This is a genomic window from Pseudomonas sp. GW822-FHT04C11 (assembly GCF_058800905.1).
Genome location: NZ_JBXAMS010000004.1, coordinates 351,178 through 370,419 on the forward strand (window position 1 = coordinate 351,178; position 19,242 = coordinate 370,419).

Annotated in this window: 16 protein-coding genes and 2 pseudogenes; 7 read left to right on the forward strand and 11 right to left on the reverse strand. The window is 55.2% G+C overall.

The window, feature by feature from the left end:
* Nucleotides 1-248 precede the first annotated feature (248 nt).
* Entirely contained in the window at nucleotides 249-557 is a 309-nt protein-coding gene (locus AC1RJ3_RS09375) for a DUF6124 family protein (protein ID WP_493078650.1), read from the forward strand.
* 369 nt (nucleotides 558-926) lie between these two features.
* Here AC1RJ3_RS09375 and AC1RJ3_RS09380 read toward each other — a convergent pair whose 3' ends face one another.
* Both AC1RJ3_RS09380 and AC1RJ3_RS09385 read right to left on the reverse strand, forming a co-directional pair.
* Nucleotides 927-1,247 carry a cupredoxin domain-containing protein gene (locus tag AC1RJ3_RS09380; protein ID WP_103315171.1) on the reverse strand — a complete coding sequence of 107 codons (321 nt, stop codon included), beginning with the start codon at nucleotides 1,245-1,247 and terminating at the stop codon, nucleotides 927-929.
* A 13-nt stretch (nucleotides 1,248-1,260) separates the two neighbouring features.
* Nucleotides 1,261-2,232, reverse strand: a complete 972-nt coding sequence (locus AC1RJ3_RS09385) for a metallophosphoesterase family protein (RefSeq protein WP_493078569.1) — start codon at nucleotides 2,230-2,232, stop codon at nucleotides 1,261-1,263.
* Between the two features lie 147 nt (nucleotides 2,233-2,379).
* On the opposite strand from AC1RJ3_RS09385, the gene AC1RJ3_RS09390 reads away from it, so the two are divergent.
* Nucleotides 2,380-2,892 (forward strand): sigma-70 family RNA polymerase sigma factor, encoded by a 513-nt coding sequence (locus AC1RJ3_RS09390; RefSeq protein WP_347929614.1) that lies wholly within the window; start codon nucleotides 2,380-2,382, stop codon nucleotides 2,890-2,892.
* Nucleotides 2,885-3,643 carry an anti-sigma factor family protein gene (locus tag AC1RJ3_RS09395; protein WP_054596719.1) on the forward strand — a complete coding sequence of 253 codons (759 nt, stop codon included), beginning with the start codon at nucleotides 2,885-2,887 and terminating at the stop codon, nucleotides 3,641-3,643. Before AC1RJ3_RS09390 ends, AC1RJ3_RS09395 begins: the two co-directional genes overlap by 8 nt.
* A 302-nt stretch (nucleotides 3,644-3,945) precedes the next feature.
* On the opposite strand, the gene AC1RJ3_RS09400 is transcribed toward AC1RJ3_RS09395, so the two are convergent.
* From AC1RJ3_RS09400 to AC1RJ3_RS09420, 5 genes and pseudogenes are all read right to left on the reverse strand, one after another.
* A complete protein-coding gene (locus AC1RJ3_RS09400; RefSeq protein WP_493078572.1) occupies nucleotides 3,946-5,019 on the reverse strand; it encodes a lipocalin-like domain-containing protein in 1,074 nt (357 codons plus the stop codon).
* Nucleotides 5,009-7,486 (reverse strand): ABC transporter permease, encoded by a 2,478-nt coding sequence (locus AC1RJ3_RS09405; RefSeq protein WP_493078574.1) that lies wholly within the window; start codon nucleotides 7,484-7,486, stop codon nucleotides 5,009-5,011. Before AC1RJ3_RS09405 ends, AC1RJ3_RS09400 begins: the two co-directional genes overlap by 11 nt.
* A 1-nt stretch (nucleotide 7,487) precedes the next feature.
* Complete coding sequence (locus tag AC1RJ3_RS09410) at nucleotides 7,488-8,156, reverse strand: ABC transporter ATP-binding protein (RefSeq protein ID WP_493078576.1); 669 nt, start codon at nucleotides 8,154-8,156, stop codon at nucleotides 7,488-7,490.
* 205 nt (nucleotides 8,157-8,361) lie between these two features.
* The gene (locus tag AC1RJ3_RS09415; RefSeq protein ID WP_493078578.1) at nucleotides 8,362-9,840 is read right to left on the reverse strand and encodes a S41 family peptidase; all 1,479 of its coding nucleotides are present in this window, start codon (nucleotides 9,838-9,840) and stop codon (nucleotides 8,362-8,364) included.
* A gap of 62 nt (nucleotides 9,841-9,902) precedes the next feature.
* A pseudogene (locus AC1RJ3_RS09420) lies at nucleotides 9,903-10,172 on the reverse strand (sulfatase-like hydrolase/transferase); the annotation flags it as partial.
* Nucleotides 10,173-11,118: 946 nt separating this feature from the next.
* On the opposite strand from AC1RJ3_RS09420, the gene AC1RJ3_RS09425 reads away from it, so the two are divergent.
* The 4 genes from AC1RJ3_RS09425 (at nucleotide 11,119) to AC1RJ3_RS09440 (ending at nucleotide 15,898) form a co-directional block, all read left to right on the forward strand.
* The gene (locus tag AC1RJ3_RS09425; protein WP_493078652.1) at nucleotides 11,119-12,540 is read left to right on the forward strand and encodes an undecaprenyl-phosphate glucose phosphotransferase; all 1,422 of its coding nucleotides are present in this window, start codon (nucleotides 11,119-11,121) and stop codon (nucleotides 12,538-12,540) included.
* 34 nt (nucleotides 12,541-12,574) lie between these two features.
* Complete coding sequence (locus AC1RJ3_RS09430) at nucleotides 12,575-13,717, forward strand: GNAT family N-acetyltransferase (RefSeq protein WP_493078580.1); 1,143 nt, start codon at nucleotides 12,575-12,577, stop codon at nucleotides 13,715-13,717.
* A gap of 84 nt (nucleotides 13,718-13,801) precedes the next feature.
* The gene (locus tag AC1RJ3_RS09435) at nucleotides 13,802-14,908 is read left to right on the forward strand and encodes a glycosyltransferase 61 family protein (protein ID WP_493078582.1); all 1,107 of its coding nucleotides are present in this window, start codon (nucleotides 13,802-13,804) and stop codon (nucleotides 14,906-14,908) included.
* A 489-nt stretch (nucleotides 14,909-15,397) separates the two neighbouring features.
* On the forward strand, nucleotides 15,398-15,898 hold the full coding sequence (locus AC1RJ3_RS09440; protein WP_493078660.1) for a hypothetical protein: 501 nt from the start codon (nucleotides 15,398-15,400) through the stop codon (nucleotides 15,896-15,898).
* Nucleotides 15,899-15,900: 2 nt separating this feature from the next.
* Here the strand turns inward: AC1RJ3_RS09440 and AC1RJ3_RS09445 are convergent.
* The 4 genes and pseudogenes from AC1RJ3_RS09445 to AC1RJ3_RS09460 all read right to left on the reverse strand — a co-directional run.
* A pseudogene (locus AC1RJ3_RS09445) lies at nucleotides 15,901-16,020 on the reverse strand (transposase); the annotation flags it as partial.
* Nucleotides 16,021-16,029: 9 nt separating this feature from the next.
* Complete coding sequence (locus AC1RJ3_RS09450; RefSeq protein WP_493078584.1) at nucleotides 16,030-16,782, reverse strand: WecB/TagA/CpsF family glycosyltransferase; 753 nt, start codon at nucleotides 16,780-16,782, stop codon at nucleotides 16,030-16,032.
* Nucleotides 16,782-17,969, reverse strand: coding sequence for a glycosyltransferase family 2 protein (locus AC1RJ3_RS09455; protein ID WP_347929605.1), 1,188 nt, complete (start codon nucleotides 17,967-17,969; stop codon nucleotides 16,782-16,784). The genes AC1RJ3_RS09450 and AC1RJ3_RS09455 overlap by 1 nt, the downstream gene beginning before the upstream one ends.
* Entirely contained in the window at nucleotides 17,966-19,168 is a 1,203-nt protein-coding gene (locus tag AC1RJ3_RS09460) for a glycosyltransferase family 4 protein (RefSeq protein ID WP_347929604.1), read from the reverse strand. Before AC1RJ3_RS09460 ends, AC1RJ3_RS09455 begins: the two co-directional genes overlap by 4 nt.
* Between the last annotated feature and the right edge of the window lie 74 nt (nucleotides 19,169-19,242).

Below are 19,242 nucleotides of genomic sequence, written 5' to 3' on the forward strand. Positions count from 1 at the left end.
TTGGTGAACTTGTGTCGAACGGACCACGCGGATAGCCTTCCCCTGTCGTTGCAAAATCAGCGACAAGGGTGTGGAAGCCCTTCTCGAAATCTAAGCGCACAAGCGCCGCAAAATTTAAGCAGGCGCTTTTCCCTTGCCTGCTGTTAAATTATGGCGGCTGTGCGCGGGGCACTTTCGGGTGCGCCGGGTTCCTAGATTTCCCTGGTCTTCCACACCCGCGTACAGCTGCCACCCATCATGTGGAAGTGATGCTGGCAGTTCCTCAATTTAAATTTAGGAACAAGCCAATGAAAAAGATCACCCCCAATCCCCCCGCCTCCATCAGCCGTCTCTTCACCATCAGCCCCGACGTCGACACCGAAACCCTGCTGATCCACACCTCCGAAACCCTCGCCTCGCTCAATGCCATGGCCACCGATCTGGCCTTTGAACTCGAAGGCTCGCGTCGCAGCGTGGCGTTGGCGATTCAGCAGTTGGCTGTGCTGGCCGAGTTGATGGTGAACCGGGCGCTGGAGCACCTCGACACGCCTGATTCGGCATCTGGCGCTCGCCATTGAGTGTTCAGGTTCGTTTATCCAATGGATGGTTCAGCCATGGCTCGCGTTAATGCCCGTCAGTTAATGTAAATCTTTGGTCAGGCGGGCATTTGTGGCGAGGGGGCTTGCCCCCGCCGGCCGGTTCGCGTTCGGACGAAGCCGTCATAAAATCGGCGGATGCATTTTTCCTGATGCAATGCGATCACCGATTTTAGGGCCGCTTCGCGACCCAGCGGGGGCAAGCCCCCTCGCCACAGGTTCTGCGTGTTGGTGATTGTGCTGCGATCTCCCACATTAGATCTTTGCTGTTTCGGACTTTGCGTTCACTTGATTGACCGTTATCAAACCCTGGAGTCACCCATTTTTTTCTGCGTTACAACGCCCCTCCCCTCACTTCGCCGCACTGACAATGATCTTCCCAATCATCTGCGGGTGCAGCGTGCAGTAGTATTCATAGGTCCCCGGCGTATTGAACTGATAGGAAAACTGGTCGTTGGTGTCGAGCGCCGGCGAATGGAACACCTTGTGGGTTTCCATAATCGTATGGATCGTTTGATCGTCGTTGACCCAGGTCACTTTGGTGCCCACCGCTACCGTCACGTCCTTGGGAGCAAACATGAACTCCTTGATATCGATTTTGGTCCCTTCCGCCCATGCAGGAATCGACACCATCAGCCAACCCAAGGCCAGAACCCGCAGTAAATGCTTCATCTCAGCGCCTCCCCTAAACGAGTGTTGAATCGATCAATGCCAACGGATGATCGCCCTGCGTCGCCTTGACCTCGGTAATCCCCAGGTAGTTGCGCAGTTGATCGGCTGCCACGGTCATCGGTCCCGGTGCTGGCCCGACTCCGGGTGCGGGTTGCGGGTAAGCCGTGCCGCGTGCGGTGTGGAAGGTGATGTTGCCCTCGACTTTCTGGATGACCTGATGGATATGGCCATTGAGGACCGTCACCGAACCGTATTTGCGCAGCATGGCGATGGCCTGATCGCCGTCTTCGGTGCCCCAGCCCCATGGCTGGTAGATCGTCCACAATGGAATGTGGGTAAACACCACAACCGGTGTGCTGGTGCTCACCGCCTTTAAATCATCCTGCAGCCAGGCCAGTTGCTCGGCACCGAGCGTGGCCTCATGGCCGGCCTGGAAGTTGAAGACGTTGACCAGCGCGATGAAGTGCACGCCGTGGTCGTCGAAGCTGTACCAGCCATTGCCTTTGGTGCCTTTGCCATAGCGCTCGAGGTAGAGCTTGCCACCACCTTCATCAAGTGTGTCGTGCTCGCCTGGTATGTAGTGGACGTTTGCAGGCAGGCCTTTGAGCACAGACGCGGCAGTATCGAATTCCTCTGGTTTGGAGAGATGGGTGATGTCGCCTGTGTGGAGGATCAGCGAAGGCCTTTTCGGCAGTGCGATAACTTTGTCGATGGCGACTTGCAAGGTCTTCAGCGGTTCGGGATTGGCTTCCTTGTTGAAACCGATGTGCGAGTCGCTGATTTGCACGAAGTGGAAGGTGCTGTCCAGCGCTTTCGGGTCCTTCACCTGGCCATCTTCGCCCAGGGCGAACGCTCGGGGAATGCCGCCGCTCAATGCCCAGATGACACCGGCACCCGCCCACGCCGAGCACTTGAGCAGGTGCCTGCGGTCGGGGTCCAGGGGGCCATCTGTACGCTTTTCATGTGATGCCGGACGAATGTTCATGGGAACGCCCTCGTAGCGGTCTACATTGATGAACTGACAGGATGTAAAACCGCGCCGGTCGGGGTTTTATTCCCGGGAAAAAATATTTTTCATTCCGGGAATAAAACACAGCGAATCCGGGTTATAGGGGGCAAAGGCTGGGGCACTATGAAGCGATTTGAGGAGCTGCTTGCACCGCATATGGATGCCGCTTACAACCTCGCGCGCTGGCTCACCGGCAGTGACAGCGCGGCACATGATGTGGTGCAGGAAAGTGCGCTCAAGGCGTTCAGATTTCTGCATCGCTTTGCCGATGGCAATGCCAAGGCCTGGTTCCTGACGATCGTCCGCAACGAGAGTTACAACTGGCTAAAGGGCTCGGCCAGCCATCGTTGGGTCGCCATCGGCGATGAAATCTCGCAAGACAACGTTGCCCTGAGCCACAGCCAGACACCGGAGCTGCTCGCCATGCAGGCCGAAGACGCTGCACGGGTTCAACAGGCACTGCGCGCCCTGCCCCCGGCCTTTCGCGAAATGATCGTCCTCAAGGAATTGGAGGACATGCCTTACAAGGACATCGCGAAGGTGGTCGACATACCTCTGGGAACCGTCATGTCGAGACTGGCCCGGGCTCGCGCCATGCTCAAGCTGGAACTACTGAAGTTGCAAGGCCATGAATGAGATCAACTGCACGGTCTGCCACGAATTGATTCATGGCTACCTGGACCATGAACTGGACGCCACGACCACCGCGAACGTTGCCGGGCATCTGTCGCAGTGTGCCGACTGCCAACGTGTGCATGACGAAATGCAACGGCTGATCACCAGCGTCAAGGCCTATGCGCCGTATTACGCGGCGCCCGATGCGCTGATTCAACAGGTCTTCGTCAATCTCCCGTCACCGACCTCTCCGTGGCAAGCGTTGAGAGATACCACGCGAAAGTGGCTGGCACCGGCTTTTTCCGCGATCGCACTGGCCATGGCCCTGGTGCTGTATGTGGCCACGCCTTCGCCTGAGCAACCCTGGCTGGACGAAGCGGTGTCCAGCCATGTGCGCTCGCTGATGGCCCAGCACTTGAACGATGTCGTGTCGTCCGACCGGCACACGGTCAAGCCCTGGTTTACCGGCAAGCTGGATTTTTCGCCACCGGTGTTCGACTTCTCGGCACAGGGTTTTCCTTTACTCGGCGGGCGCCTGGATTACCTGCAACACCAGACGACCGCTGCGCTGTCTTACGGGCGGGCGAAGCACATCATCAACGTGTTCATGGTGCCGACGACAGAAACCGATCAGCCCCGGAAAAACCAGTTCATCCGCGGTTACAACGTGGTCGCGTGGCAACACAATCACATGCGTTTTATCGTGATATCCGATCTGGAAAAAACCGAACTGGAAGCCTTCAGCCAGTTGCTTGAACAGGGTGCTTTTTAACGAGAGGTGTGATTTGAAGGTTGTCGGTGTGATGAGGCGCAGCAAGAAATGTTGTTTATCGCGCCTGGAGGAAGGTGTTCGCCCAGTGTTATGGCCTGGCAATCCATGCACCGGTAAAGAGCCCCGACACTGAGCGAACGGGGGGATTTTAATGCAACGCAAACGTTCTGTCCGCTCACAAATTCTGAATAAATCTGGACACAATGTTCCCGCTAATTTGTTTGTAACGAAAAAAATCGAACCAATCCGACCACCCTTGTTTCCCTGAGCAGGAGCGCATGGATACCGGGCGGCGCTCTGGATCAGTACCCGGTCATTTCCAGATACCCGTTGCCGGCATGGCTGCCGCTCACCTGCACCGGCCCCTCCCAGTAGGGAATGCGCAAATCCATCCAGGCCCCGGGGTTCAGCGCGCTGCTGGTGATGTCCAGGCCTTTGCCCGGGACCTTGATCGACCAGCGCGTCGGCAAACGCCGCCCGGCCACCTCGGAAGACGCCAACGGCGTGAGGCTGATCTCGTCTCGCGACAGTTGCACCGCGCTGCCGTCCGGGTTGATCCAGGTGCCAGTCAGGTATGCCACTCCTTCCTTTTGCCGCATCCGATACAGCATCAACTGCGCGCCACCGTCCAGGTGCAGGGAAAACCAGTCCCAACCGGTCTGGTTCGCCGTCAGCGGCTGGCTGCTCCACTCACGGTCGAGCCACGCCCGGCCACTGACCTGATACGTCGTGCCGTCGATTTCCAGGCTGCCGCTGGCCTGGAAGAACGGCTGGCTGTAGTAGTACGACGCCTGGCCCTGCTCGGATTTTTGACTGAAGCCCTGCTCGCCTTGCAGCACCAACGGCCGATTTGAGGTGAGTCGCAGCCGATAGTTGAAGCCCTTGCCGCTGGCCTGCATCTGCATCTCGGCCAAGGGGTTCGCGGTGTCGGCTTGAGTGTTCAGGCGCCAGTCATCGATCCACGCCGTAAACGGCACGTTCTGAACCCCGGCCTGACCGACGCCACCGCGGGCATAACGCTCGGCGGCGTGGTGAACGGTCGCCGAGGTCACTGCCGCATGACCGAGCCAGATGATCTGGCTGGCCCAGCCCGGCTGCTCGGGCCCGGCCTTCAGCGCATTGCGAAACAGCGTCCACTGCACGCCGAACTCCCGGCCCTGCGAGTCCTTGAGGTTGGCGGTGATGTACCACCACTCGACGCGGTAACCGTCATGGGCACCATGATCGGCCGGGAAGCTGAAAACCCGGCCCGGCGTCACTTGCTGGAACGCCGCCGCTTCACTGCCCAGCCCGGCGAAACTTTCGTTGTGCGTCGATGAGTCATCGCAACCCGTCAATGCCAGCAACAACACGCCAACGGCCCAGTTAATCCTCATGGGCAAAGCTCCTCAGCAGGTCCGCCGGTTGCGTGCGATAGAGCTTGAACAATGGCCAGGCCGAGGCCAGTAACGTCGCCAACATCGCCAGCCCCATCAATTCCACGAGTTGCAACGGGAACACCCGCAACGGCAGGCGCCAGCCAAACGCCTGAACGTTGATCACCGTGTCCAGGCACCAGGCCAGCGCCAGCCCCAAGGGTAACGCCACCACCAATGTCAGCAGGGCCAGCAACCAGGTCTGCCCGAGGTTGAGCAGCATCAATTGTCGGCGCGTCACGCCCAGCGCCCACAACGGTGCCAGTTGCCCGAGACGGCTCTGACTCTGGGTCAGCAAACTGATGAACAGCGCCACACCGGCCACGCCGAGGGTCAGGCTGTTGAGCGCCGCCGTCGCCGCGAAGGTCCGTTCGAACACCTGCGTCGACCAGCCCTTGAGTCGGGCCTGATCAACGATACGGCTGTCATCCAGGGCAAAGCGCGATTGCAGCGCCGTCAGTAGCGCGGGGATTTGCGCCGGATCGATACGCAGGTTGAAGCGACTCGGCGTCAGTTGCGGCCAGTAATGCAGCAGGTGTTCAGCGTTGACCAGCAAGTGCCCCTTGGGGTTTCCGTAGTCGGCATAGATCCCGATCAATTGCGGTGACCACGCGCCTTGAGGTGTGGGAATGCTTAGACGGTCACCGAGCCGCAGCTTGAGTCGACGGGCCAGTTGTTCGCTGAGCATCACCGTGTCATGCGCTACCAACTGATCCCAGGGGCGCTCACCCAGCGCTTCAAGCAACGGCCAATGCTCGCGATAGGTCGGATGATCGATCACCCCGAAAAGGTCTGCCGGCCAGCCCTGCAACGACACCGCGACCTGCCAGCTCGGCAACACCGCGTTGATTTTTTGTTCCGGCAGCCACTGTTGCAGTTCGGTGGCCTGTGCCGGGTTCTGCGGGTTGACGTAAAGCTCGGCAGTCAGCCGTTGCTCCAGCCAGTCACTGAAGGTCTGACGAAAACCGGCGGTCATGCTGCCGGCACCGATGTTGGCCGCCAGCGCCAATAGCAGCGCCATCAAGGCCAGGCTCAGGGCAGGCAACTGCTGACGGCAATCGGCGAGAAACCATTGCCCCAGCACCGATCGGCTGCGCCGCACGAGCCGATTCAATACAACGTCAAGCAGCACCGGCAAACTCAATGCAGCACCGATCAACAACGCTGCCATCAACACAAAACCGCTGGCCAGGCTGTCACCCCACAGCAACGCAATCAGGCCGATCACCGCAGCGACTGCCGCCACCCAACCCTGACGCCGCAACCAGCGCGCGTGAGCCTGATGCCAGGCTTGCGGATTGGCCAACGCCAGCAGCGGCAATTGCGCCGCCCGCAGCAAACTGTTCGCCCCGGCCAGCAGTGCGCCGAGCAGGCTGACAGCGAGCCCGCTGAACCACCACAGCGGGCTGAGGCTCAACTGCCCCGCCACTTCGGCGCCATACAAACCACGCAAGCTGGCGGCAACGTCCGGCAACAGCAGGCTGGCCAACAGATAACCGCTGACTACTCCGGCCATCCCGCCGAGCAGTGCCAGCCCACCCAATTCAAGGCTCAGGCAGAAGATCAGCGTCCGCACGCTGACCCCACAGGCGCGCAGGGTTCTGAACAACCCGCGACGTTGCTCCAGCGCCAGACCAATAGCCGCGTGGACAATGAACAAGCCGACCACGAACGACAGAAACCCCAGCGCGTCGAGGTTCAGGTGGAAGCTTTCGGTGAGCCGCGCCAGATTGTTTTCCTCGCCGCTGCGCTTGAGTTGCAACTGCTCCGTCAATTCGCTGGGTAGCTGAGGCTCGGTGGCGGCGAACTCCCTGGGCAACAACAGTCGCGACAGCTGTGCCGGCAAACCCAGCACCTGCTGGGCAACTCCGATGTCCACCAGCAATACGCCGGGGGCCATGTCGACCTGACTGTGCAACGGCGGCAAGGTCTGCCCGTTGAGGTTTCGCGGTTGGTCGCCGTCACGTAAACCGAGCGCCTGCAAGGTTGACGGGGCAATCCAGGTACGGCCCGGCGGGCCGACAAAATCGACCATCTGCGCCATGTCGAGGTGTTGTCCGGCCAGCGCCGAACCGCTGGGCAACGACAACGGTTCGATACCCATCAACTGCAAGCGCAGGTCTTCATGCCCCTTGAGTTGCAGTCGCGCCTGCAACACCGGTGACACCGGCCAACCGGCCCGGCGCAGGTTGACGAACAACGCCTGAGAGAAGGTCGCGCCATTCGGCGCACTGAGGCTGGCCTGGGGTTCACCGCCAATCAGTTGACTGGCGCGGGCGTAACTTTCTCGCGCCTGACTGTTCAGCGCCTGTACCCCGGTCAGCAGGCCGGTGGCCAGCCAGAGCCCGGTCAGCACACTGAAAAACTGCACCGGGTGCTGACGCCAATGGCTGAGCAGCGCTCGCAAGGTTTCACGCAAAACGTCCATATCAGCGTTTGCCTGTGTCGACCAGGCGTCCACCGTGCAGCAGCACTTTTTCTGCCAGCCGTGCGGCGACCCGTGGGCTGTGAGTGACCATCAACAAACTGCTGGGGCTGTCATCGAGCAGCTCCAGCAGCAAGTCGAGCACCTCATCGCTGGTGTGTTCATCGAGACTGCCGGTCGGCTCATCGGCCAACAGCAGACGCGGACGCGACGCCAGCGCCCGACCGAGAGCAACCCGTTGCTGCTGGCCACCGGATAACTGCTCCGGATAACGTTGGAGTAAATCCCCCAGCCCCAACCGCGCCACCAAGTGCGCTTGCCAACGCAGGTCATGACGTCCGGCGAGGCGTGCCTGGAATGCCAGATTGTCCTCGACCCGCAGGCTGCCAATCAGGTTGTACTGCTGGAACACCAGGCCGATTTCAGTGCGCCGCCAATTTGCCAGTTGCCCTTCGTTCATCTGTTCGAGGCGCTGATCGCCCATGCGGATGCTGCCGCGATCAACCTTGTCGAGCCCGGCAATCAAGTGCAGCAAGGTGCTCTTGCCACTGCCGGATTCGCCCATCAGCGCCAGACTGCCGCCTTGCGTCAGTTGCAAGTCGACACCTTGCAACACCGCCAATGGGCCCTGGGGTGTGGCGTAGCTTTTGAACACGCCTTGGACCTGAAGCATGGGAACGCTCGTTCGACAGGAAGTCAGGCCAAGGATAGCGGACAGGCATGCACGCCCTGCATGGTTTTTGTTGGTTAACGATTGTCGAGGCGTCTGGCGTGCAATCTGAGCTCAAAACTAGTCTAGCCATAATGATAAGAAGATCGGTGAATTGCTCAGCAGCCTCGCCAGCTTAAGCCCCCAGTGCAGTATCGTTTAATAACTGTCAGATCGTATCAAGAACCCATTTCTGCACGGCCGCAGTATCATTGATATCCCCATCAAAGATAAAGCTCGGGTCATAACTTTGGTTATTTCCTCGCGCTCGGTCTCTCCATACCTTTAACGGTAACCAGAACTGGGCACCACTCGGCAGTGATTGAGAGCCTATATCAATATACAGCGTGTCGGCACTCGTTGGTAATCCCAGATGGACAGTCCCCGGAATAGCAAGAACAATGTCCGCAAAGTCTAGACAGGCGCTAGCGCAAAATGAGTCCGTCACCAGCGCAAGCTTACCTTTGAAGCCTTGGGCATTAAACCCTTTCAACTTCCCTTGATCTATTGACGAAGAACTCGGCTGCCGCAACCAATCTTTTTTCTCACGAAGCGCGAGCCCCATCGACTCAGTTAAACCAGAAACAAACTTATAGGCTTCACTGTTTTTTCCATAATCACCCTCCATGGACTTTAGAACATGACTGAGCGTTGACAATGCAAAAGGAGAAACACGCCACATCGCATACGCGCGAGATTGCTCACCCACACCATTCACAACTTTTGAACCTAACAGAGCAGAAAGTATTTCAACACCCACTAAACTGTTACCACCGCGATTACCACGTGTATCAAGCACAACCAGCGTGGCATCATTGATACTTTTGATGCCGCTTAGCATTTTATCGAGGGAGGCATTTTCAGCTGCTGAAGGTGTGAAATTTGATACGTGTATCCAGTAGCGCCCGTCTCCCAGGCCTTTTAGAGTCTGTGGCGGTTGAGGCTGCGACAGTAAAGGATCCAGCTCCCCGCGCTCTTGCCGCCATAACAAAGTAAAGTGCTGTTGATCTCCATTTGGGAGAGTAACCAGGCAGTTGTTTGGCAAGACTCTGCCCAGCACGGGATAATTGACATCATCCACCGTCAACTGCGTAGCCAAATGCAACCATGTCGAGTGTAATTTAAGTCTACGATCAATATAGGGCGACAGGTCACTTTCCAGTATCTCGCGGACTGACTTATTATCACACGCCACCACCTCGGACCCGACGGGAGGTAAAGGCACAGGCCAGTCTTTAGAGACATTCTTTACAATAAAGCTCTGCCCCTTCATCCCCAAAACAAAACCTGCCCAAGAAGACTTCTCCTGTTTTGATTGACTCAGCCCTACGTGACCATCCTGAAAACCAGCAATGTAAAAATTGAGAACGGCTAAAGAATCTTTCTTCGACTTGACCTGCGCCGACAGTTGCCGAGCTTCTAAATACCCCTGTTCAACCCAGCTCGCAAAAGCCTTATTGTTACTGTCTAAAGCGCCTGGATGAGCACTGACTATCAGTTGATGCATAGCAGAAAGGTCATTATTTGTTAACTCCTTCCATTTTTTTGCATCAGCTTCTTCAGCTAGAGCGAAAGAGGGTACAAAAAAAATAGAGCACAGCATTAACCGTACGGTTCTGGAAAAACACACACTGACAGCAAGACTCATCTTGAAACACCACAAAAAGATAGTTAATGATAGTGTTTCTGTTCACATTTTTCACTACAGCCCACGCCGGTCTGGTCGAACTGGGCGAATTCGTCGATGTCCTTGCGCTCAAGGTCGGTCATCAGGTTTTGCAGGTTGCTGCCCGTGCGTTGGGCGTCGATGTAGGCCGTATGCAACCCGGCCTTCTTTGTTGCGTATTGCCAGATCGACGGCAGGCTCGAATTGATACGCGTGTAGTCCGTGCGCGCACCGCCATAGCGCAAGGTCACGTTGGTGTCGGCGCTGCAGTTGGCGACGGAAGCGACATAGCCGTAGTTGAAAATGTCGAGGCCCGAGTTCCTTCAGGTATCTGGTCATGAGTCCTCTCTCGCTCCTGATCGGTATGGCGAGTTAGTGACTGGCCATTTTTGGGCACTAGCAGCACGCACTTAAAGCGCAAGAAATGCCATCTAACGTGCAAAAGCGTCAAAAAACAGATGACTCAAAAATGACACACCTACATCTTGTAACCCTTGTAACTCAAGCCTTACGACCGTTTATCGCTTTCTTTACAGCGTCTGTAATGCCTCAACCACAGGCAGAGTCGCAGTCTGACGGCACTTGATGGCAGATCGCCTAACACCTGACCATTTTTCAACAGAGGATCATGTCAGTTTGCTGACATGGTTTGTCCACGCTGGGCTATACCCCGACATAGCAGAAAGCTTCTTTCAGGGAGGATCTCCTGGATGGGTGTCGTGCCAGTGAGAGTCGATTGGACGTCCAGGCCGAAGTGAGTCCAGGGCTGGAGATTATGTGATCGCGGATTGCCGTCGTGGCAAGACGGTTGTGGAGAGCCTGCGAAGCGCCTATTGCTGCAGATAAGCGCTTACACGTTTTTATGAGATTGGCTGTGTCACGGCTGGCGGCTCATATTCCGCATTGACCTCCAAGGGGGTGAATTCGATGAAGATGTATTTGAGCAAAGTTGGCAAAGACGCTTGGGGCGCGCTCCTTGCAGTCTGTTCTGTTGGCTTGGCGGCCTGCTCCTCGCCGGCTGAGAAGGCCAGTAGGTATTACGAGAAGGGTCTGGCGCGGATGGTTCAGGGCGACGTGCTCAAGGCTCTGGCACCAGGAGAGCTGTCAATGTGGTGCGAATCATCGAAGCTGCGATGCACCGCACCGCACCGCTGATGGATCATTCAACGCTGACAAGTTAATTAATAATTATATCTTCATTGCCTTTTTTATTACTTAATAGATAAGCGTTTTGGATTCTCAATTTAATGAGGTCTAATGATGATATTCGAACCCAGCAGTAGCCGCTCCATACTCCAGCGACGAAGCAGTACCAGTAACGCTATTCAGGCCGGTCTCGATTTTGTTGCGGTGATCGGTGTCGCATGGTATTTGATCGATTATCATATCGGCGTTATAACGCAAGCGTATGTCATCATGCTCCTGTTGCTGCTTGGGGCGTTGGCTGTCGTGTACGACCATTATGCTATTTACCGAAGCAATGTTGGATTTACCGTCAAAGCATTTAAGCTTTTGAAGGCGTGGCTTGCCGCTTTTGGTTTTCTCGTTGTCATGGCCTTTCTGACCAAACAAAGTGAACAGTACTCGCGCTTATTGGTTGCGCAGTTATTTATTGTTGGATATTTCGCTCAGTTGCTTTTGCACCTGGCGACACTCGAAGTGCAGAAGAAACTCTTGACCCACCCGAGTCATTTGGAAACCGCTCTTATTATTGGCTCGGGGGAGCTGGCCAGCTTCCTTCACCAGAAAATAAGCAATAATCCCTGGCTGGGTGAACGAGTGGTCGGTTGTGTGTTGATTGGATCGCGCGATGTTCGAGGGAAGGAGGGCTCAGAAAGCACGCAACGTTTGTCGATACTGGGTAATATCTCCGACCTTGATAAGTTAATCGTGCGACATTCCATTCGTACCGTATATTTTGTTACACCTCTGGATGGCTCGGAGGTCATTAAGGATGTTTACTTAAAGCTGCTTGATAAGCACATTGCTATTAATTGGGTGCCTGACATTTTTTCACTGCGCTTGATCAATCACAGCGTTCGTGAAATTGCCGGTATTCCCGTGCTGACTTTGTCTGAAACTCCACTGATGGGGATGCGTCTGTTTCTGAAGAATGTTGAGGACAAAGTCTTGGCTTTTCTCATCTTGCTTCTGGCGGCTCCATTGCTGGTGGCTATAGCGATTGCCATCAAGGTCGATAGCCCTGGGCCGGTGTTCTTTCGACAGGAGCGCATGGGGTGGAGTGGAGTTTTTCGTATCTGGAAGTTCAGAAGCATGGTCGTCCATCAGCCGGAAGACGGCATCGTCAAGCAGGCAGAAAAGAATGATCCGCGCATGACCAGGGTTGGAGCCTTTATTCGGCGAACTAGCCTGGATGAGTTGCCACAGTTGTTCAACGTTTTGATGGGGGAAATGTCCCTGGTGGGGCCTCGCCCGCATGCTATTCAGCATGATGCGCAGTACTCGCCTGGCATCGCAGACTACTTTGCGCGTCACAATATCAAGCCAGGCATCACAGGCCTGGCTCAGGTGCGTGGCTTTCGCGGTGAAACGAAAGATATAGAGCAGATGATTCAGCGTGTTGAGTCTGACATTGAGTACATCAACAACTGGTCGCTCTGGCTCGATTTCGTCATTCTTCTGCGAACGCTGTTTGCCTTCACCGGCAAGCGAGCCTATTAGCCAGTCTGAAGGCAAGTTAAAAAGAGTGCCGAAAATGAAAGCGTATTTAGCGGTGCAGATCCGAAAACTCATATCTCCCTCAATACGATTTGAGCTAAGAAAAACTACAGCCTGGCTGCGAGACATACTTGGGCGAGCCTGTTTCTGGCGCTGGGAAATTGTCAGATTCAAGCTGCGCAAAGACAGTCCTTACGACATCCTCTATGTGGGAAGAAGAGCACAGCGGGAAATGGCCAAGGTTCTCATGGGGGTGGAGTCTCCTGTGGCCGACAGCAAATCGGAATCGGATAAATCAAACCGTACGGTTCTGGTCAGTGAAATACCAACCTTGGGCGCGTTGTATGTGCCTCACTTTCTGAGTGCTATCGTGCCGCTGGGTCGTTCCATCGACGATATCACGGCGGGATACGATAGTAAGTTACGTCGAAACATACGCAAGAACCAATCGCGCTACCGAATGAAGCAGGCGCTGACGGACGAGGAAATTGAAAGGGCCGACAGGGAAATGCTTCAACCCTATGCCATCGCAAGGCATGGCACTTCCGCCTCGCAAATTGCCCCACATGAAGTGTTAAGGATAGCAAAGACTTTCGGCCGGCTCGATCTAATACTGTTGGAGGACGAAATTGTTGCATGCCAACTTGCGTGCGTAATTACTCGGGCCGGAAAGCGCTACTGGAGCATGATACGTGCTGGCTATCCTGAGGCGGTTTTTTCAGATGCCAAAAGGCTGAATGAAGTCAACTCGATCACTACATTTATGGAGCTTGAGTGGGCAATAAACAATGGCTTTGACTATTATGACATCGGTACTTGCCTGGCCCGTCCTGACGACGGGCTTCTCGAATGGAAAAGAAGACGTGGCGGTGATGTTGATACCCTGGGTAACCACGCTTATATGTTTGTCCGACTACCCAAGGTGGGCGCAGCCCAACTCCTTTGGCATACACCTTTATTTGCTGTCGAGGGAAAAAAACTGACACTTCATCTTGGCTTGCCGGACGGGCAAAACGATGAGGAAGTGGTGACTCGCTATATCAACATGGGGTTTGGCGGACTATACAAAATTTATCTCTACTGTACCAAGAGCCCAAGCGAACTTCTTCTCGACAGGTTACGTAGTCGTTATGCTCATTTGAAATCCCCGCCCATTGTGGAGAGAATTATATCTACCTGAGCAGCTTTCTGATGTTAAAAAATGCAGTTTAGGCGCTTGCGCTATTTACTGTTTTTTTGTAACGCGGATTAGAGTGAAGATGATATGTCAGAATTACGCGTGTTAACGAGCAGCCACCGGACAACATGGAACCTTGCTGCATACCGGCATATTGTAAGAGCGCGTGTTATGCGAAAGCCGGCGGAAACCCCGCAAAGTGCAGCGGTGAAAACCTGGACTATTGCGCCTGGCGAAACATCAATTTCTCCACCGGCTTTTTTCCTGCCCAATCAACTCGAACGTGTGACAGGATGGGAAGAAGAACGCTTTTTTCCTTACGAACACCCTCGTCGTACAATGGAAGGAATCGGCAGCGTTGATCATGGTCCAACACGGGGCTACCTGCTTAAAGATGTCTGGCTGATAGATGGAACACTCTACAAGGGCAACGCAAAATCCTGCTTATCTCCTAGATCTGGTTGGCTTCCAAAAATCTCCGTGGAAACCGAGATGGAGCGCGGGGCGATTTACTGTACAGCAGGTGGAAACAAATGGTTTGGCTCCTGGCTGATGGAAGACTGTGTCACTTACCCATTAGCATGCGACGAAGGAGTTCCGGTGACGACCGCGCCATCCACCAGGTCTCCTCTATTTCCCCAGACTCCCGAATATGAGGACTGGCTTGGCATAACACCGGTTCGTTTGCGCAATGCGTTTTTTCATGAGCTCGTGATATTCGATGATCTAAGTCAAAATCGAAATAGGCATTTACGCTTCCGCGCGATGGGTGAAAAATTACTGTCACACGTAAGGTACAGCTCTCACCCCGGAGTTTTCATTCTGCGAGGCGGCAACGGTGAATTGCGACTGTTACACAATGAAATGGAACTCGCTGAACGTCTGCATAACCGCAGAGGTTTTCGCATTATCGACCCTTCGAAAACCGATGTTCCAACCATCGTAGCGACCTGCGCTGGAGCAAAAACCGTGGTGGGGGTCGAGGGGAGTCATCTCGTACATGGTGTCAATGTACTTCAGCCTGGCGGCTCATTGCTGGCTCTGCAGCCCCCGAATCGTTTCATCTGTTATTACAAGTATCTAACGGATCGCGATCACCAAAATTTTGGCTTTGTGGTGGGAACGCCAAAGGGCGATGGCTTTAGAATCGACCCCGATGAGGTTGAGCGCACTCTAGACCTATTCCCTTCATGAAGACTTGATCTGAACCACGCTCCTCGTTCCAAGGTCGAGCCCCCATTCCGAGTGATCAAACGCCAATAGCCTTGCCCTTGATCAGGTCAAAACGTTCACTGCCCTGCAACAGCTTGCGCTTGGGTCGACAAGGCAACACCGTACCGAAAAGGTCAGGTGATGCACTCAGTTTCCGCGGCCGCCCCGCTTCACGTTGAGCGGAAAAGGCCAAAGGCGGTGCGGGCGCGTGTTGCATTTGGTCTTTGAGACCGTCCTGTTGCGGACGATGCTCAAGCCTGAAGCTATTTCATGCGGATAGAGCCCGCTTGATTGATGACTGACCTGTTTTCTGCGACGTTATTTTGACGCAATTGCACTGACTTTCTATTTATATTTATCGTAGTGACGCACTATTGACGCGATAGCGATGTGCCTACTATGCTCAATTTAACTTGATAAGGAATCCTTCATCCGACAAAAGCATACTCCTCTGCTCAGGGAGGCGATGTTATGCACCTGACACTTTTTATTAAGTCCGTTTTGTTATTAATACTCCTGAATGGTGCGACTATTTCTAGTGCTCAGGCGGCCAGTTTGGTCTATGAATCTAATTGCATGAGCAACTCTGGCGAGGATTTAGGGCCTCAACCAGGCATGCTGATCAAAGAGCGCGCGGGTGGCAACACCATTGGCTTTCACACCGACTTCTCCGGCGATTCTGACACACAGAGCATTGCGACCAAGGGCGTGCTTAACAATGGGGTCAACGCTCTCGGCGAGTGGGTCAGCTTCCTTGGGCCGTGCGCCAATGCTTCTTCATTTAACAGTTTGATTGCGGCACTTGCCAATGGCCAGTTCAGGGTGGGTCGGCATGTCCAGGGTATAGGTCTGGCTGGGACAGCCAATGCTTATATCAATCAACGGAGTACGGTACCGCTTCCTGCGGCAGCATGGTTATTTTCTTCCGCGTTGTTTGGATTTATCGTGTTTGCCAATCGACGGAAGGTGTAGGTAGTGCTTTCGTACAATGCCTTCCCATGGTCGGATCGCTGCAACCGAACCAGTTCTGCAACAGATGCACGCGCAGCATCGCCATCAACGTAGAGGCCGGACGAACCGCCCTCGCCCTTCGGCAATGTATTTCAGGGCTTCCTTAATGTAGGCGCATCTCTGCAGATCAGCGTGCGCAACAAGAAAAGTGGATTACCAACCACATAGCGACTGAATAACCGCTTTGGCTCAATCATCAGCCTGAATACCCACTCACAACCGAGACGACGCACCCATTGCGGAGCCCGAACAACCTTGCCACCGAGAAAATCCAGGATCGCCCCGCCGCACACTATCAGGCATGGCACGCCGCTGGCAGCCAGCCTGGCAGCAACGGCTTCTTGCCTGGGCATGCCCATGCCCAGCACAATCAATTCTGGCTGCAGTTGCCGGGCAAGGTTGATGTAGGCATCCACCTCAGCAAAACCATGGTGAGCAGAAACTACATTGACCGCAAATACCGCTTCGCTACGCTGCACCGCATTCGCTAGAAAGGGTTCTGCAGTGCCCCAAAAAGCCACGCGCCGGCCCTTGAAAGCGGCCAGTAATTTGGGGATAAAATCCGTGCCATTCATATTTAACCCCGGCACCAAGCCGAATCGGCGAAACAGGATAGCCATGCCGGAGCCATCCCGTAGTAACACGTCAGCAGCGGACAGCGCGTTATAGTAATCGGTGTTGCCCGCCACCAAGTTCATGGCAAAGGCATTGACGAATCCAAGTACTGTCGCCGCCTCAGGCTTGGATAAAGTATCAATCAATCCTTGCTCATCATCGAGATCACTGACCACCCTGAGTTTCTGGATAATCGTTTGCCAGTTGTGCTGCCAAGCGAAAGCGCGCATTAGTTGTCATCTCGCTTCGAACGCACCCACTCAACTTGGCGCTTAAGCAAAAAGCCTAGATACAGGGGTATTTTTTTCACCACGTAGAACGGCGCATACAACAAGGCTGAAAAAGATATAATCTCGCGACCACATTGGCTCCATGCCAGCAAGATAGCCACATTCAATAGTGCCACCCCGGCAGAAGCGATTAATGCTGGAGCCAAAGCTCCAAACAGCATAAACACCAACCATGACAGACTAAAAACAGCCCCCAACACTATAGTCAATAAGGCCAACGGAGGGACCCATAAATCCAGCGTCATCGCCAGGAGGTTCCAGTTACGCCGGCTGATCGACTCGACAAACAACTTTGGCGCATCGCCAAGGATTACCCCCAGATGACCATGCTCCCAGCGCGTACGCTGGATACTTAAGCCTTCATCACTGCGCGGAAAATAACTGGTCACCAGGGCATCGGGGCAAAACAAAGGCGGCTTACCGCTGCGGCAGAAATCGAAGCCCATCTTCAAATCTTCGACGATGTGACCACTGGCTAAATTGATCAACGCCAGATCCCGCCAGACGAAAGCCATTCCCGTACCCATTAACTGACAGGGCAAACCAAGCCAAGCCGAACCTTGCGGCCGCACCAGATTCTTCACACGCCAGGCAAACTCGGCAAACCGCACTTTTAGCCCGGAACCTGCTGGAGCAAGCATTAAATTAAGTGCCTGCGTTGGCCGCCCTGAGTCGATGCAACACATTGCCAAACGCTCAATAGAGCCCTCACCCACCTGGCAATCAGCATCGACAATGATCACGACGTCCGGCGCAACGCTCGCTAAATGACGTACCCCAAAGTCCAGCGCATAACCTTTGCCACACTGCTGATCATTGCTGCGTTCCACCACCTCAGCTCCCGCCGTGCGGGCCAGCGCGGCCGTGTCGTCAGAACAGTTGTCCGCCACCACCAATAAGCGATCGCCCTCTAGCAACTGCGGCCGAATGCTATTTAACGTCGCGACGATCATCGAGGATTCGTTGTGTGCCGGTACCAACACCGCCACCCGCAGCCGCGATCTTTGCGCCGACGAGCGCAACCGCACAGGCAGGCAGGCCAGCAGCACCTGCAAAAACAGCACCAACACCGGCAGGACTATGAGCACCAGCAGTGTACTGAACAGCCAATCAAGTAAGGTGATCATGCTTGCGCCCTAAACAAATTAGCCAACTTGGCCGCTTCGGTATCGATATCGTGTCGCTCCAGCACTCTCTGATGAGCCGCCTCGCCCATCCGCTGCAACACCTCGACGGGTTGCGCGAGGCAGTCCGCCAGCACCGCCGCCAACTCATCCACAGCTCCAGCGGGAAACAACCAACCGTTCTCGCCCTGACGCACTAACTCGGGAATGCCCGCCACATAGGTCGTCAGTACTGGCCGGCGCAAGGCCATGGCCTCCATGATTACTACCGGCAAGCCCTCGGCGAAGCTCGGCAACACCAAGGCCCGCGCTGCAAGAATTTCCGCCCGCACCTGCTCACTGCTAATCCAGCCAGTGATTCGCACCTGCGCTTGCAAACCATGCAGTGCAATCAGGGCTTCGATTTGCGTACGTATTTCCCCGTCGCCGGCCAGTACTATCTCGAACACCACGGCTTGCGCTGCCAGGATACGGGCGGCCTCAAGCAGCAACAGTTGGCCCTTCTGCTCACACAAGCGACCCACGCAGACCAACCGCGGTACGGACGGTACGGCAACTGCAGGTACATCGTGAAACGCCCGCTCCAGCCCACAATGCACCACCTTTACCCTTGCCCAGTGCGCATGAGCTACCCAGCGAAACAGCTGGCTGCGTCCATAAGAGCTGATAGCCGCGACAAAAGCCGCGCGCCGGACTTTCTCGCCCAAATGAATAAACTGCGGTTTGTCGAACTCTTCCGGGCCGTGCACCGTAAAACTGTACGCTGGCCCGCCGAGTGCATTGGCCAGCATCACCACCTCGGTTGAGTTAGTGCCGAAATGCGCATGCACATGCTCGGCGCCGAACGCCTGCAACCAAAACAGCAGGCGGCATGCCTCGGACAAATAGACCAAATGGTACGGCCAGGGCCGATCGGCATGCCGGCCCATACGTAGCGCCAGCCACAACGCCGAAAAAAAGCGTCGCGGCTGGGCGCGCAGTACCTTCAGCACAGGCACTAACAGCTCTTTGACTCCGCCCTGCAACACATAGGAAGTTTTACTGCGCTCGGACACGTCCTCGGCATCCACCAACTCGGCATCCCAACCACGCAGAGCAATGCGCTGCACCACAAAGCCCTGGCGCTCTAACGCCAAAATCTCGCGACGAATGAAGCTATGGCTGACCTTGGGGTATTGATTGATCAAATAAGCGATACGCATAGGAACCAGCTTAGATGTCGTTGCGGTGAACTATTACTACAGGTAGTTTTACAGTAGTACAATTATCAAGAACG

What these genes read in the sequence shown, in the direction of transcription:
- AC1RJ3_RS09425 (WP_493078652.1), top strand. Translation starts at nt 11,119, where the DNA reads ATGATATTCGAACCCAGCAGTAGCCGCTCCATACTCCAGCGACGAAGC.
- AC1RJ3_RS09455 (WP_347929605.1), bottom strand. Translation starts at nt 17,969, where the DNA reads ATGATCACCTTACTTGATTGGCTGTTCAGTACACTGCTGGTGCTCATA.
- AC1RJ3_RS09435 (WP_493078582.1), top strand. Translation starts at nt 13,802, where the DNA reads ATGTCAGAATTACGCGTGTTAACGAGCAGCCACCGGACAACATGGAAC.
- AC1RJ3_RS09430 (WP_493078580.1), top strand. Translation starts at nt 12,575, where the DNA reads ATGAAAGCGTATTTAGCGGTGCAGATCCGAAAACTCATATCTCCCTCA.
- AC1RJ3_RS09415 (WP_493078578.1), bottom strand. Translation starts at nt 9,840, where the DNA reads ATGAGTCTTGCTGTCAGTGTGTGTTTTTCCAGAACCGTACGGTTAATG.
- AC1RJ3_RS09380 (WP_103315171.1), bottom strand. Translation starts at nt 1,247, where the DNA reads ATGAAGCATTTACTGCGGGTTCTGGCCTTGGGTTGGCTGATGGTGTCG.
- AC1RJ3_RS09385 (WP_493078569.1), bottom strand. Translation starts at nt 2,232, where the DNA reads ATGAACATTCGTCCGGCATCACATGAAAAGCGTACAGATGGCCCCCTG.
- AC1RJ3_RS09390 (WP_347929614.1), top strand. Translation starts at nt 2,380, where the DNA reads ATGAAGCGATTTGAGGAGCTGCTTGCACCGCATATGGATGCCGCTTAC.
- AC1RJ3_RS09400 (WP_493078572.1), bottom strand. Translation starts at nt 5,019, where the DNA reads ATGAGGATTAACTGGGCCGTTGGCGTGTTGTTGCTGGCATTGACGGGT.
- AC1RJ3_RS09410 (WP_493078576.1), bottom strand. Translation starts at nt 8,156, where the DNA reads ATGCTTCAGGTCCAAGGCGTGTTCAAAAGCTACGCCACACCCCAGGGC.
- AC1RJ3_RS09375 (WP_493078650.1), top strand. Translation starts at nt 249, where the DNA reads ATGCTGGCAGTTCCTCAATTTAAATTTAGGAACAAGCCAATGAAAAAG.
- AC1RJ3_RS09450 (WP_493078584.1), bottom strand. Translation starts at nt 16,782, where the DNA reads ATGCGCGCTTTCGCTTGGCAGCACAACTGGCAAACGATTATCCAGAAA.
- AC1RJ3_RS09460 (WP_347929604.1), bottom strand. Translation starts at nt 19,168, where the DNA reads ATGCGTATCGCTTATTTGATCAATCAATACCCCAAGGTCAGCCATAGC.
- AC1RJ3_RS09440 (WP_493078660.1), top strand. Translation starts at nt 15,398, where the DNA reads ATGCACCTGACACTTTTTATTAAGTCCGTTTTGTTATTAATACTCCTG.
- AC1RJ3_RS09395 (WP_054596719.1), top strand. Translation starts at nt 2,885, where the DNA reads ATGAATGAGATCAACTGCACGGTCTGCCACGAATTGATTCATGGCTAC.
- AC1RJ3_RS09405 (WP_493078574.1), bottom strand. Translation starts at nt 7,486, where the DNA reads ATGGACGTTTTGCGTGAAACCTTGCGAGCGCTGCTCAGCCATTGGCGT.